Origin of the sequence: Providencia sp. PROV032, assembly GCF_028484875.1 — a bacterium.
GTDB classification, from domain to species: domain Bacteria; phylum Pseudomonadota; class Gammaproteobacteria; order Enterobacterales; family Enterobacteriaceae; genus Providencia; species Providencia rettgeri_E.
In genome coordinates, this window is the sequence record NZ_JAMPSX010000005.1 from 75,574 (window position 1) to 89,629 (window position 14,056).

The following is a 14,056-nucleotide window of genomic DNA, read 5'->3' on the forward strand; positions in this document are numbered from 1 at the left end:
TCTTGCTGTGAATTAAATACCCCCACGAACAAACCCACCTAAATGATGCAATTCCATAAATTCACTCGCTTCTTGCCTAACGCTGTCACTCGTTTCTGCAGCCAACAACTTCGGTACTAACTGCGACATCAAGACTGGGTCAAGCTGGCGGATTAAATATTTCATACGAGGAACACTACGCCCACTCATACTTAAGGAGCGATACCCAAGTGCAATTAATACCATTGCGCTAAGTGGCTGCCCCGCCATTTCCCCACAAACACTTACAGGAAGTTGAAGGCGTTGGCACTCTTCACTGACTTTTGCTAAAAAGCGTATTACTGAGGGGTGAAGATTATCATATAGCGCTGCTACATGGGTGTTATTACGGTCAACCGCAAGTAAATATTGTGTAAAGTCATTCGTTCCAATAGAGATAAAATCAACCCGTTTTTTAATTTCAGGTAATAAGAACAGCAAAGAAGGAACTTCAAGCATAATACCAATTTGAGGCATCTCAATTGGCATTTTTAATAAAACACTCACTTCGTCCCTTGCTCTTTTAACCAACAAAATGGCTTCGTCTATCTCATTAACACTGGTCACCATCGGTAATAAAATACGTAAATTACCCGAAAGCATATTCGCCCGAAGCATAGCCCTTAGCTGAATCAAAAAAATCTCGGGCTGGTCCAACATAATACGAATACCACGCCAGCCTAAGCTTGGGTTTTCTTCGCTAATTGGCATGTATGGCAGCTGTTTATCAGCCCCTATATCAAGGGTTCTTAACACAACTGGTTTGGTTGGGAAGAGTTGTAAAACTTCCTTATAGAGCTGTTTCTGCTCATCTTCCGAGGGAAAACCATTGTGCAACATAAAAGGAAGTTCAGTACGATACAAACCAACACCATCAACCCCTGTGTTAATTTGCTGCTCGTACCGCGGACTTAAACCCGCATTAAGGTAAATATGAACGTGTTCGCCACCTTTAAGTATTGCATCTTGCCCAAGAGTCCCTTCTGCTAAGCGGCTAATGACATTTTCTTCTTCAATAATTTGCTGGTATTCCTGAACAATTAAGTTTTCAGGTTCAATAAAGAGTTCGCCACGATAACCGTCCAAGATTAAATGGCGGTTATGTAATAACGAAGGCTCAATATCCGCCCCCATAATTGCAGGAATTCCCATAGCTCTGATTAAAATCGCAGAATGAGAATGTGTTGCTCCGTCACGCACGACCACACCAGCAAGTTGCTCAATAGGTAACTCGGCCAATACGCTAGCACTTAGCTCGTCAGCAACTAAAATAAAACGCTCTGGCCATTGTTCATTGGGAAGTAATGAATCATCAAGGTGAAATAATAAACGTTGCCCCAAGGCTTTTAAGTCAGCCCCTCTTTCCCTTAAATAAAGGTCACGCAGGCGAGAAAACTGCTCTACATAATTTTCAATGACTGTTTTAACTGCCCATTCCGCGGTTGCGTTGTCATTAATGGCAGCAAAGAGGTGTTTTTTTAGCTGAGGGTCGCTAAGCAGATGATTATAGAGATCAAATATTGCAGCACTTTCCTTTGCTGAACTCGCCATAAAACGTTTACTAATACGACGACATTCCGCAGTGGCGCTTTCGAGGGCTGTGGCAAGGCGTTGTTTTTCTTTCTCGATATCAATGGCGCTGGCTTGAAAAACACTCTCTAAAGAGGGTTGGGAACTATCTTGCCACCCATAAGCCATTGAAATCCCCTGTGATACAGGAATGGCTTTAATTCTATTTTGTCGATATTGCCCAAAAATACCTTTTGCTTGAGCTTGTGACAAGATCACGGCAAGTTGCATCGACAACGTGACCATAAAAGATTCTTCGGTTTCATTAAACAGTCGTTTTTCCCGCTGCTGTACCACTAGCACGCCTAATAATTGACGGCGATAGACCACTGGGACACCTAAGAAAGCCCTTAACTGTTCTTCTCTAAGCTGAGGCAGGAATTTATACTGAGGGTGTTCACGAATATCGGCTAGATTAAGCATCTCAGATTGGCGCCCGACGGCACCCACGACACCTTCATCAAACCCTAGGCGAATAGCAATCCCGCTAGGTTTTTTTAACCCGCGGGTTGCCATTAAGTAATAGCATTGGCGAGGGTGATCCGCTAAATAAATGGAACAAACATCAGTTCGCATTGCTTTGCAGGTCTCATTCACCAACACTTCTAGCGCATCAGTTAAACTTGTCGCCATTGCAACTTTTTCGACAATTTCACGTAAACGCATCAACATAGGCTACTTTGCTCCACGCCTACGGTTATTAAAAGTGGGTCGTTGTGGTAATTTTTGTTCCTGCAGAGGCATAACAACAGGGGCAAATTCCTTCATAACACGCCGATAAACTTCACGTTTAAAAGAAACTACCTGCCTAACAGGATACCAATAACTGACCCATCGCCAGCCATCAAATTCTGGCGATTTACTGCGCTGCACGTTTATATCGGCATCATTGCATTGAAGTTGAAGTAAAAACCAACGCTGTTTCTGCCCAATACAAACAGGTTTTGTATCCCAACGCACCAAACGCTTGGGTAATTTGTAACGTAACCAATTACGGGTAGATGCCAATAACCTAACATCCTTACGCTGTAGCCCGACTTCTTCGTATAGCTCACGATACATCGCCTGTTCCGGCGATTCCCCGGGATTGATGCCTCCTTGAGGAAACTGCCATGAGTGCTGACCATAGCGGCGGGCCCATAAAACTTGCCCTTGCCGATTACAAATTACAATTCCTACATTCGGGCGGTAGCCATCATCATCAATCACAGACTACCTCAATAACCAAATTTGAAAGATGCCTAATTGTTTCACACATACCTAAACTGGTAAACCTATATCAATACAGTTTGCAGATATGTCTGAAGTCACTACAATAGTGAACATCTCAACGGGGTGCCGAATTTATTTAGGCTGAGAACTAACCCGTAGAACCTGATCCGGTTAATACCGGCGTAGGGATTTGAGCCACCGCCTGCATATCTGCACCGGTTCCACCTCAAATCCTGTGTCACTCTCTATTAGCGCAGGAAAAAGCATGTTTAAAAACAAAATTATAGCATCGATTTTTACCTTTAGTGCACTCAGTTTAAGCCAATTAGCATGGGCTGATAAGCCAACACTCACTGTTTATACCTACGATTCCTTTGCTGCAGAGTGGGGCCCTGGCCCTCAAATTAAAAAGAATTTTGAAGCGCAGTGCGATTGCGAGTTAAAAATAGTGGCGCTGGGAGATGGCGTAGCGCTGCTAAACAGACTCAGAATGGAAGGGAAAAAAAGCAAAGCAGATGTGATTTTAGGGTTAGATAATAATTTATTAGATTCTGCTGAAAAAACAGGCCTGTTTGCCCCTGCTGACATTGATACTAGTGCATTGAAGTTGCCTATTTCGTGGGATAGCTCAACCTTTATTCCTTATGACTATGGTTACTTTGCATTTATATATGACACTAATAAAATTAAACAACCACCAGCAAGTATGGATGCATTATTAAATAGTGATAATAATTGGAAAATTATTTACCAAGATCCTCGCACCAGCACTCCAGGGCTTGGCTTAATGCTGTGGATTGAAAAACTGTATGGCGACAAGTCTGCGGATGCATGGCAAAAAATGGCAGGCAAAACACTTACCGTCACTAAAGGTTGGAGTGAAGCTTATGGCCTGTTCTTAAAAGGGGAAGGTGATTTTGTACTCAGTTACACCTCATCACCGGGCTACCAAATGCTTAATGACCAAAAAGATAACTATGCGGCGGCATTATTTAATGAAGGTCACTACATGCAAGTTGAAGTCGCAGCAAGGCTAAAAAATAGCCCACAACCGGAGCTCGCCAAGCAATTCCTACAGTTTGTCTTAACGCCTGATTTCCAAAACACCTTGCCAACAACTAACTGGATGTATCCGGTTATTGATATTCCATTACCCGAGGTATACAACCAGTTACCTCTACCTGAAAAAGCCTTACAATTTAGTTCTCAAGAAGTTGCAAAAGAACGCCAAAACTGGACTCGTTTATGGCAAGCCGCCGTCAGTCGCTAATGAATTTATCTTTACTACCGGGGGCGTTGGCCTCCGGTTTATTGATTACAGTTGCACTCATTAGTTTTGGCGCGCTGTGGTTTTTTGCACCTGAAATTTCACTGGCTGACATTATCAGTGATAGCTATTTGTGGCATGTGATTGGTTTTACTTTCTGGCAGGCTTTTTTATCCGCTATTTTTTCTGTGATCCCTGCTATTTTTCTTGCAAGAGCATTACATCGCCGTCGTTTTTTTGGGCGAACCCTGTTTTTACGTTTATGTGCGATGACATTGGTTCTTCCAGTGTTAGTTGCTGTGTTTGGTATTTTATCGGTTTACGGGCAAACGGGTTGGTTGGCTAAACTTTGCCAATTATTGGGGCTTAATTACACCTTCTCACCTTATGGTCTAAAAGGCATTTTGTTAGCGCATGTATTCTTTAATATGCCACTAGCAACACGTATGCTATTGCAATCTTTAGAGAATATTGCCGTTGAGCAACGGCAAATTGCAGCACAGCTGCGGTTTAATGAGTGGCAACAATTTACTATTTTAGAATGGCCTTATTTACGACGACAAATATTACCCACGGCCGCATTAATTTTCATGTTGTGCTTTGCCAGCTTTGCGACGGTTCTTGCTTTAGGAGGCGGCCCGGCAGCAACCACCATCGAATTGGCTATTTACCAAGCACTGAATTATGATTTTGATTTAGGACGAGCCACCCTTTTGGCACTCATCCAGCTGTTTTTCTGTGTTGGTTTAATGTTTATCTGCCACAGAGTAAATAGTGTATTTTCAGTGGGTTTTAGCCAACAAGCGCAATGGGTTGACCCCGCTGATAACGCATTTCGTCGTATTCGTGACCTGCTACTCATTATTGCAGCCATGCTATTGCTGCTTCCCCCGCTGTTCGCCGTTATTTTTGATGGCTTAAATGGGCAACTTTGGGCAGTACTGCAGCAATCTGCCTTATGGCAAGCCACTGCAACCTCGGTGTTTATTGCACTATGTGCGGGCGCTGTCTGCGTGGCATTAACCTTAATGTTGTTATGGAGCAGCCGTGAATTGCGCTTACGTCAAGCCGTTCGTTTAGGCCAAGCCTTAGAACTGAGTGGGTTAATTATTTTAGCTATGCCCGGTATTGTGCTAGCGACAGGTTTTTTTATCTTTTTTAATGAAACGATAGGCTTACCTGAATCCCCTTACCCATTAGTCATCATGACAAACGCTTTGTTAGCTATCCCCTATGCGTTAAAAGTATTAGAAAACCCCATGCGAGACAGCGCTGAGCGCTATAACCCATTGTGCCAATCACTCGATATTTCGGGTTTTAATCGCTTTCGAATTATTGAACTTAAAGCACTGCGTAAACCAATCGCCCAAGCGCTCGCATTTGCCTGTGTTATCTCAATTGGTGATTTTGGTGTCGTCGCGTTATTTGGCAATGATAACTTCCGCACGCTCCCTTATTATCTTTATCAGCAAATAGGGGCTTATCGATCGAACGATGGGGCTGTTACGGCCATGCTATTGTTATTACTTTGCTTTTGCTTATTCAGCTTGATTGAACGTATTTCAGGAAAACATCATGATTAAATTGACTCAGTTAGATTACCAATACGACAACCTGACAATGTCATTTGATTTTTCTGTTCAGTCCGGTGAGTCTGTGGCAGTTATGGGGCCAAGTGGTGCAGGGAAAAGTACGCTATTAAGTTTAATTAGCGGTTTTCAATTTCCCAATAGCGGTAAGATTGTGCTCAATGGCGAAGACCATACCTTCACGCCACCTGCTAAGCGCCCTGTTTCCATGCTATTTCAAGAAAATAATTTATTTTCACACCTGACTATCCGGCAAAATATTGGTCTGGGTCTGCAACCCAATTTGCGCCTTAATAAAACGCAAATTCAGCTAGTTGAACAAATGGCGAGCCGAGTCAGCCTGAGTGAATGTTTAGATAGGTTACCGGCTCAATTGTCGGGGGGGCAACGCCAACGCGCAGCATTGGCACGCTGCATGATCCGCAATCAACCGATTTTACTGCTTGATGAGCCTTTTTCTGCTCTCGACCCTGCATTACGCCGAGAAATGCTGTTATTACTTAAGGAAATTTGTGCGGAGAAATCAATCACGTTATTAATGGTTTCCCATAATGTCGATGATGCCCTGCAAATTGCCCCGCGGACACTGGTTATTGCAGAGGGGAAAATCGCCTACGATGGCGATACTCAATTACTATTACAGGGGCAAAGTGCGGCATCTGCGTTACTGAGTATCACAACCGCTGCCAACAATTAACACTGTATAAATTCACACTGTTCGCGTATATTTATCGTAACTATTTTTATGCGAGTTTTATGCGAGTAGCCTAATGACCCAACTCATCCGCTCAGTGGAAAGAGGCTTTATTCTTAGCCGTCACTGGAAAGACACCCGTCACGGTGTTGAGGTCTCTTATTGGCTACTCACTGATAACCAACCTCAAAAAGTTACTGTCCCCTATCAAAAAGCGATTGGTTTTTTAGCTGAATCTCAATTTCCTCAAGTAAAACATCTATTAGATGAACAACCCAGCATTACCTATCGGCTCCTTGAATTAATTGATTTTAAACGCGAAAAAGTCTATGCAATTTATTGCCACCAATATCGACAATTACAGAACCTTGAAAAAAGTTGCCACGAATTGGGTGTGGAATTATTAGAAACCGATATTCGTCCAAGTGAACGCTATTTAATGGAACGCTTTATCGCAGCTTCTGTCTGGTTCTCTCGGGATCCCCAAGGGGAGTTCCAACTAAAACCTTGCGAAGGTTATCGCCCTTTAGTCAAAGCCGTTTCCCTTGATATCGAAACCAGTCAACATGGTGAGCTCTATTCGATAGGGTTGTCTGGCTGCGGTGACAACGTGGTATTTATGTTAGGGCCTGAGCAAGGACCTGCATTGAGCACTGAACATCGATTAATCTATGTGAATAGCCGCCTACAATTGCTTCATAAGCTCAATGAATGGCTTCAGCAATACGACCCTGATGCTATCATCGGTTGGAACCTAATCCAATTCGACCTACAAGTCTTACAAAAGCATGCAGAGCGTTATGGCATCCCCTTATTGTTTGGTCGGCAAAGCAAAAAACTGGAATGGCGAGAGCATGGCTTTAAACAAGGAGTATTTTTTGCTGCTGCTGAAGGCCGATTAATTATTGATGGTATCGATGCATTAAAAGCCGCGACATGGAGTTTTTCCTCATTTAGCTTAGAGTTTGTCGCCCAAACGCTACTTGGTGAGGGCAAAGCCATAGATACCCCTTATGATCGAATGGATGAAATAAACCGTCGCTTTGCTCACGATAAACCGGCCTTGGCACATTACAATATTCAAGACTGTATTTTAGTTCATCGGATCTTTGAAAAAACTGATTTAATGGCGTTTTTGCAGGAGCGTTCAACGGTGACAGGGTTGCCTGTCGATCGAATGGGGGGCTCAGTTGCCGCATTTTCTCATTTATATATCCCACGATTGCACCGCCTTGGTTTCGTTGCGCCAAACCTCACAGAGCAAAAAATGCAACTCAACCCCGGTGGCTTTGTCATGGACTCTCAACCCGGGCTATATGACTCCGTATTAGTTTTGGATTACAAAAGCCTATATCCTTCAATTATTAGAACTTTTCTCATCGATCCGGCGGGTATGATTGAAGGATTAGCGCATCCAGACCTTGAACATTCTGTTCCCGGTTTTCGCCAAGCTTGGTTTTCTCGCACAACCCACTGTTTACCCGATATTGTCAGCCATATCTGGCAAGAACGGGATAAAGCCAAAAAAGAACATAATGCACCGCTATCCCAAGCGTTGAAAATTATTATGAACGCATTCGCTGGGGTACTTGGGGCTGAAGGTTGTCGTTTTTTTGACCCAAGGCTAACTGCATCAATCACCATGCGCGGACATGAAATCATGCGTACAACCAAACGTTTGATTGAGTCACAGGGTTATCAGGTTATTTATGGGGACACCGACTCCACGTTTGTGTGGTTACGTGATGCCCACACTGAAGAGCAAGCCCAAAAAATTGGTTTTGCTTTACGTGATTACGTGAATAGTTGGTGGAAAAAGCATTTATCAGAAGAGTGGCAATTAGAGGGGGTTTTAGAGCTCGAATATGAGACCCATTACCGCCGATTTTTAATGCCAACCGTGCGTGGTGCTGAAATGGGGAGCAAAAAGCGCTATGCAGGGCTGAGTAAAGACACCATGGTGTTTCGAGGGCTGGAAACCATTCGCTCAGACAGGACCCCATTAGCACAAATATTCCAAAAAGAGCTCTATACTCGTATTTTTTATCGCCAACCTTACCGTGAATATATTCGTGAATATGTACAAAATATTCGTTCAGGCCAATATGATGACCGTTTAGTTTACCGAAAGCGTCTGCGCCGAAAATTGACTGATTACCAAAAAAATGTTCCCCCCCATGTTCGAGCCGCTCGTACCGCTGATGATTATAATTTAAAATTACAGCGTCCTTTGCAGTACCAAAATGGTGGTTGGATAAACTATATTATCACTCAAGCGGGGCCTGAACCGCTAGAAATCATCACAGCAAAACCAGATTACGAACATTATATCGCTAAGCAAATCAAGCCAATAGCCGATGCCATCTTACCTTTCTTACAAGATGACTTTGATACCCTGCTAACTGGGCAAATCACCCTTTTGTTTTAAAATTTATTCCACCTTTGATGCTTTTTTAACAGGTGACGATAGCCCTCGGTTGAATTAATATATCGCCCCTTTGATATCTCGCACGTCTGGCTACACAAATTATGCGTGATAATCAACAATACCCGTTATAATTCAAATAGACATTACTTATTGTCTTGGCCACAAGCCCAGCAAACGTCTTGATGCTTACTTTGCTGCAATTTGAATGATTAAATGTGTATAATTAATCATCAGGTAACGACTGTTTTTAAAATAATTCGAACTCTTCCTTGTGTAACTAGCTAATGCGTTACACCAACACTGGGCGAAGACACTGATAAAAATTGTCTTAAAAAATCTAAAAAATAAACTCTCAATTTTATGGAATTAAGTTAAATCTATGCCATTTACTCTTGGTCAACGCTGGATCAGCGATACAGAAAGCGAACTTGGATTAGGTGCCATCGTGGCAATTGATGCCCGTATGGTAACGCTGCTTTTCCCTGCTAGTGGCGAAAACCGCCTTTACTCTAGTAGTGATGCCCCTATTACCCGAGTGATGTTTAATGAAGGTGATACCATTACCAGCCACGAAGGCTGGCAACTTCAAGTTGAAAGCATTGAAGAAGATAAAGGATTATTGACTTACATCGGCACACGCTTAGACACGCAAGAAACCGGTGTGAGCCTTAGAGAAGTGTTCCTTGACAGCAAGCTCACATTCAATAAACCGCAAGATCGTTTATTTGCTGGGCAAATTGACCGTATGGATCGTTTTGCTTTGCGCTTTCGTGCACGCAAATTTCAAAGCGAGCAAGTCAAACACCAAGCGACTGGCTTACGCGGCATTCGTGCAAGCTTGATCCCACACCAATTACATATTGCCAATGAAGTGGGAAAACGCCACCACCCGCGCGTATTACTCGCTGACGAGGTGGGTTTAGGTAAAACCATTGAAGCAGGAATGATTATCCACCAGCAATTAATGGCAGGCCGTGCTGAACGTGTCTTAGTTATCGTTCCTGATAGCTTGCAGCACCAATGGCTGGTTGAAATGCTACGCCGCTTTAACCTACGTTTTTCATTGTTTGATGATAGCCGCTATAGCGAAGCACTACATGACAGCGACAATCCATTTGAAACAGAACAACTTGTTCTCTGTTCACTGGATTTCGTCCGCCGCAATAAGCAGCGTTTTGACCAATTAGTTGAAGCTGGCTGGGACATGATGGTTGTCGATGAAGCTCACCACTTACAGTGGAGCGAAACAGCCCCGAGCCGCGAATATCAAGTCATTGAAACATTAGCCGAAAATATCCCGTCTATTTTGCTATTAACGGCAACACCAGAGCAACTTGGCCAAGAAAGCCACTTCGCCCGCCTGCGTTTGCTTGACCCTAGCCGTTTCCATGATTACCAAGACTTTATTGCTGAGCAAGAAAACTACCGTCCGGTCGCTGATGCAGTTTCACTGTTACTGTCGGGTGATAAACTCACGAGTGACCAGCAAAATTTACTTAATGAGCTAATCAAAGAACAAGATATCGAACCGCTGCTAAAAGCGGCTAATGTTGAGAGTGAAGACGGCCATGCTGCTCGCCAAGAACTGATCAACATGTTGATGGACAGGCACGGAACAAGCCGCCTGTTATTCAGAAATACCCGTAATGGCGTGAAAGGCTTCCCGCGTCGTGAATTGCACTCATTAAAAATGCCATTACCCAGCCAATACCAAACCGCAATTAAAGTGGCCGGTATTATGGGTAGTAAAAAAGACGTTGAAACACGTGCAAAAGAGATGCTCTATCCAGAACAAATTTACCAAGAGTTTGAAGGTGAAAACGCCACTTGGTGGAACTTTGACCCACGTGTTGAATGGTTAATGGGCTTTTTGACTGCTAACCGTCATGAAAAAGTGCTAGTGATCTGCGCGAAAGCCGCAACTGCTCTACAATTAGAACAAGTTTTACGCGAGCGCGAAGCGATTCGTGCTGCCGTGTTCCATGAAGGGTTATCGTTATTAGAGCGTGACCGAGCAGCTGCCTATTTCGCTTCTCAAGAAGAAGGGGCGCAGGTGCTATTGTGTTCTGAAATCGGCTCTGAAGGACGTAACTTCCAATTTGCTAATCAATTAGTAATGTTTGACCTGCCATTCAACCCTGATCTGCTGGAACAGCGTATTGGCCGTTTAGACCGTATTGGCCAAAGCCGTGATATCAGCATCCATGTGCCTTATTTAGAACAGACTGCGCAAGCGGTGCTGATCCGCTGGTATCACGAAGGCTTAGATGCCTTTGAACATACCTGCCCAACCGGTCGCGCTATCTACGATAAATACTACCAACCATTGCTACAATTTATGGCTGAACCGACAGTCACTGAAGGTTTTGATGATTTTATTAAAACCTGCCGTGCTGAACATGACAGCTTGAAATTACAATTAGAACAAGGCCGTGACCGCTTACTTGAAATGCATTCAAACGGTGGCGAGTCGGGTAATCAATTAGCTGAAGAAATTGGCGAGGGTGATAACGATACCGAATTGGTCAACTTTGCACTTAATCTTTTTGATATCGTGGGTATTAATCAAGAAGATAAAAGTGATAACTTGATTATCCTAACGCCTTCAGACCATATGTTAGTCCCTGATTTCCCAGGGCTTCCTCAAGATGGTTGCACCATCACATTTGATAGAGAGCAAGCGCTTTCCCGTGAAGACACGCAATTTATCAGCTGGGAGCACCCAATTATTCGTAATGGTTTAGATTTAGTGTTATCTGGCGATACTGGCAGCTGCGCAGTTTCTTTGTTAAAAAACAAAGCATTACCTGTTGGCACCTTATTGACTGAACTCATTTACGTTGTGGAAGCGCAAGCACCTAAAAACCTGCAAATTAGCCGGTTCTTACCTGCAACACCAGTACGCTTATTAGTTGATTTAAAAGGTAATAACTTATCATCTCAAGTTGAGTTTGAAAGTTTTAACCGCCAATTAAATGCCATTAATCGCCATATGGCGAGCAAATTGGTCAATGCCGTACAAAATGAAGTTCATTCGGTATTACGCTTATCAGAACCGATGATCGAGAAAGAAGCCAAAGCATTGATAGAAAATGCAAAAGAAGCGGCAGATAAGGCACTGACGCTGGAACTTTCTCGTTTAGAAGCACTCAAAGCGGTCAACCCCAATATCCGTGATGAAGAGCTTGAGATCATTGAAGAAGAGCGCCAAAAACTGATGACCAATATCGACCAAGCTACATGGCGCCTAGATGCCATCCGTTTAGTTGTGGTGACTCATCAATAAGCGTATTACGTGCTAAACCATTCATGCACTTATTATTAGCTGTTTAAATTATGATGAGCGTAGCTTAAAATCATTACCAATTTCTCCCTCATTAGAGGGAGAATTTATTTTAAGAGCTTTGGGAGCGATATACCTTATGATGGAACCCTACCATCCCTCCGTTGAACCTTGGCTGCATGTGCTATACCAAGATGACCATATTATTGCGGTGAATAAGCCTAGTGGGCTACTTTCTGTGCCCGGAAAAGCCCCTGAGCACCACGACAGCATTATGAGCCGTGTTCAGCGTGATTTTCCCGTAGCTGAATCTGTACATCGCTTAGATATGGCGACAAGTGGTGTCATGGTTGTGGCACTACACAAAAAGGCTGAGCGAGAGCTTAAACGCCAATTTAGGGAGCGTGAGCCTAAAAAAGTCTATATTGCTCGTGTTTGGGGCCATTTAGAAAAAGAAGAAGGTTTGATTGATCTACCGCTGATTTGTGATTGGCCAAACCGCCCTAAGCAAAAGGTGTGCTTTGAAACGGGTAAATCGGCACAAACTGAATACCAAGTTTTACAATATGAAGAACAAGCCACTCGCGTGAAACTGTCACCAATTACAGGCCGCTCTCACCAATTGAGAGTCCATATGTTAGCTTTAGGCCACCCTATTCTTGGTGATCGCTTTTATGCTCACGATGAGGCCAAAGCGCTCGCCCCTCGCTTACAGTTACATGCTCAGGAGTTATATATCACCCACCCTGAATATGGCACACCAATGCATTTTACCTGCCCACCGGATTTTTAATGCTAGATTTATTTGATCGTTTGATTAATTTTCCCTTCCCCCTACCATCCCCCTAAATAGTTCGTGTTGCAGCTAGGCGGCAAGAGAGCAAATCCCTAGGCGCATAGATAACTACATGACTAGGGTTCATGAATGAAGATAACAAAGCGAGATTTTTTGTTTTTTTTTCGTTAGCCTGATTTCCCCTAAATAGTTCGTGTTGCAGCTAGGCGGCAAGAGAGCAAATCCCTAGGAGCATACAGTAGTATGTGACTAGGGTGCGCGAGCGCAGCCAACAACGCTGCGGCGCGAAATATGACGGGGAAATTTATTTGAAGCCGAGCTCCTTCTTGACTAAGTCATAGGCCGCTTGGATTGATTGCGCTTTTTGCTTCGCTATTTCCATCATTTCTGGCGGTAAACCTTTCGCAACCAGTTTATCGGGGTGATGTTCGCTCATCAATTTACGATAAGCACGCTTAATTTTTGTTGGGTCATCACTAGGAGACACACCAAGCACTTTACAAGCATCTTCAAGGGTTGGGCCATTCGATTGCTGATAATAGCCGCCTGATTGCTGCTGAGAGTACCCTTGGCCAAATTGGCGACCACTTTGGATCATATCCAAGAACTGTTCAAACTGAACCTTAGAAATCCCTAGTTCTTCTGCAATGATAAACAGTACTTTTCGTTCGTTCGGATGTAATTGTCCATCGGCAAAAGCAGCTTGTAATTGAATTTCCAGAAACATCTGAATCAAATCAAAACGACCATAGCAGGCCATACGTAATTGTTTTAGTACATCACGTAGAGGAAAGTTAGGTGATTTGCCTTCTCTAAACGCCTGTTGAGCCGCTTTTCGTGTTTCTCCGTGTAATTGCATTCTGTCCATTAAATTGGTCGCAAGCTGAATGTCTGTCTCGGTTACACGGCCTTTGGACTTCGTTAAATGCCCCAAAATTTGGAAAGTACTCGCAAAGAAAATGATTTGGCGATCTCGCTTATTCATTCGCCCTGCAAATTTACGTTGGATCGATGCTTTATCAAAACCATGCCCAATAATTAACCCAACTAGCGCCCCCCAAAAGCCTAATCCAGAGACGATTGCGAGTATAACGCCAATAATTTTGCCCCAATAGTGCATATATCCCTCAATTCTTCAATGCTCAAAATGCAATTTTGCATTATCATACTATTCATTCAGCTCTATGCATAACTACCCGC

At 43.4% G+C, this 14,056-nt stretch carries 9 protein-coding genes and 1 riboswitch; of the genes, 6 read left to right on the forward strand and 3 right to left on the reverse strand.

The genetic code is table 11. From position 1 onward, the window contains the following. Positions 1-12: 12 nt before the first annotated feature. Together ptsP and rppH are read right to left on the reverse strand one after the other, a co-directional pair. Positions 13-2,259 carry a phosphoenolpyruvate--protein phosphotransferase gene (ptsP, locus tag PSF42_RS05360; RefSeq protein WP_272679591.1) on the reverse strand — a complete coding sequence of 749 codons (2,247 nt, stop codon included), beginning with the start codon at positions 2,257-2,259 and terminating at the stop codon, positions 13-15. 3 nt (positions 2,260-2,262) lie between these two features. Next, a complete protein-coding gene (rppH, locus tag PSF42_RS05365; protein ID WP_004908658.1) occupies positions 2,263-2,796 on the reverse strand; it encodes an RNA pyrophosphohydrolase in 534 nt (177 codons plus the stop codon). Positions 2,797-2,908: 112 nt separating this feature from the next. Further along, positions 2,909-3,006, forward strand: a riboswitch (TPP riboswitch). Positions 3,007-3,064: 58 nt separating this feature from the next. On the opposite strand from rppH, the gene thiB reads away from it, so the two are divergent. From thiB to rluA, 6 genes are all read left to right on the forward strand, one after another. Beyond that, positions 3,065-4,069 (forward strand): thiamine ABC transporter substrate binding subunit, encoded by a 1,005-nt coding sequence (thiB, locus tag PSF42_RS05370; protein WP_125890318.1) that lies wholly within the window; start codon positions 3,065-3,067, stop codon positions 4,067-4,069. After that, positions 4,045-5,649 (forward strand): thiamine/thiamine pyrophosphate ABC transporter permease ThiP, encoded by a 1,605-nt coding sequence (thiP, locus tag PSF42_RS05375; protein ID WP_272679593.1) that lies wholly within the window; start codon positions 4,045-4,047, stop codon positions 5,647-5,649. The genes thiB and thiP overlap by 25 nt, the downstream gene beginning before the upstream one ends. Continuing rightward, positions 5,642-6,352, forward strand: coding sequence for a thiamine ABC transporter ATP-binding protein ThiQ (thiQ, locus tag PSF42_RS05380; RefSeq protein WP_102137814.1), 711 nt, complete (start codon positions 5,642-5,644; stop codon positions 6,350-6,352). The genes thiP and thiQ overlap by 8 nt, the downstream gene beginning before the upstream one ends. Before the next feature lie 73 nt (positions 6,353-6,425). Continuing rightward, entirely contained in the window at positions 6,426-8,777 is a 2,352-nt protein-coding gene (locus PSF42_RS05385) for a DNA polymerase II (protein ID WP_272679594.1), read from the forward strand. Positions 8,778-9,156: 379 nt separating this feature from the next. After that, positions 9,157-12,063 carry an RNA polymerase-associated protein RapA gene (rapA, locus tag PSF42_RS05390; RefSeq protein ID WP_272679595.1) on the forward strand — a complete coding sequence of 969 codons (2,907 nt, stop codon included), beginning with the start codon at positions 9,157-9,159 and terminating at the stop codon, positions 12,061-12,063. Positions 12,064-12,199: 136 nt separating this feature from the next. Then, a complete protein-coding gene (rluA, locus tag PSF42_RS05395; protein WP_140171583.1) occupies positions 12,200-12,853 on the forward strand; it encodes a bifunctional tRNA pseudouridine(32) synthase/23S rRNA pseudouridine(746) synthase RluA in 654 nt (217 codons plus the stop codon). A 307-nt stretch (positions 12,854-13,160) separates the two neighbouring features. Here rluA and djlA read toward each other — a convergent pair whose 3' ends face one another. Beyond that, a complete protein-coding gene (djlA, locus tag PSF42_RS05400; RefSeq protein WP_004908636.1) occupies positions 13,161-13,976 on the reverse strand; it encodes a co-chaperone DjlA in 816 nt (271 codons plus the stop codon). Positions 13,977-14,056: the final 80 nt, after the last annotated feature.

Coding starts and splice junctions, on each gene's coding strand:
- ptsP (WP_272679591.1), bottom strand. CDS start 2,259: ATGTTGATGCGTTTACGTGAAATTGTCGAAAAAGTTGCAATGGCGACA.
- thiB (WP_125890318.1), top strand. CDS start 3,065: ATGTTTAAAAACAAAATTATAGCATCGATTTTTACCTTTAGTGCACTC.
- thiP (WP_272679593.1), top strand. CDS start 4,045: ATGGCAAGCCGCCGTCAGTCGCTAATGAATTTATCTTTACTACCGGGG.
- thiQ (WP_102137814.1), top strand. CDS start 5,642: ATGATTAAATTGACTCAGTTAGATTACCAATACGACAACCTGACAATG.
- PSF42_RS05385 (WP_272679594.1), top strand. CDS start 6,426: ATGACCCAACTCATCCGCTCAGTGGAAAGAGGCTTTATTCTTAGCCGT.
- rapA (WP_272679595.1), top strand. CDS start 9,157: ATGCCATTTACTCTTGGTCAACGCTGGATCAGCGATACAGAAAGCGAA.
- rluA (WP_140171583.1), top strand. CDS start 12,200: ATGATGGAACCCTACCATCCCTCCGTTGAACCTTGGCTGCATGTGCTA.
- djlA (WP_004908636.1), bottom strand. CDS start 13,976: ATGCACTATTGGGGCAAAATTATTGGCGTTATACTCGCAATCGTCTCT.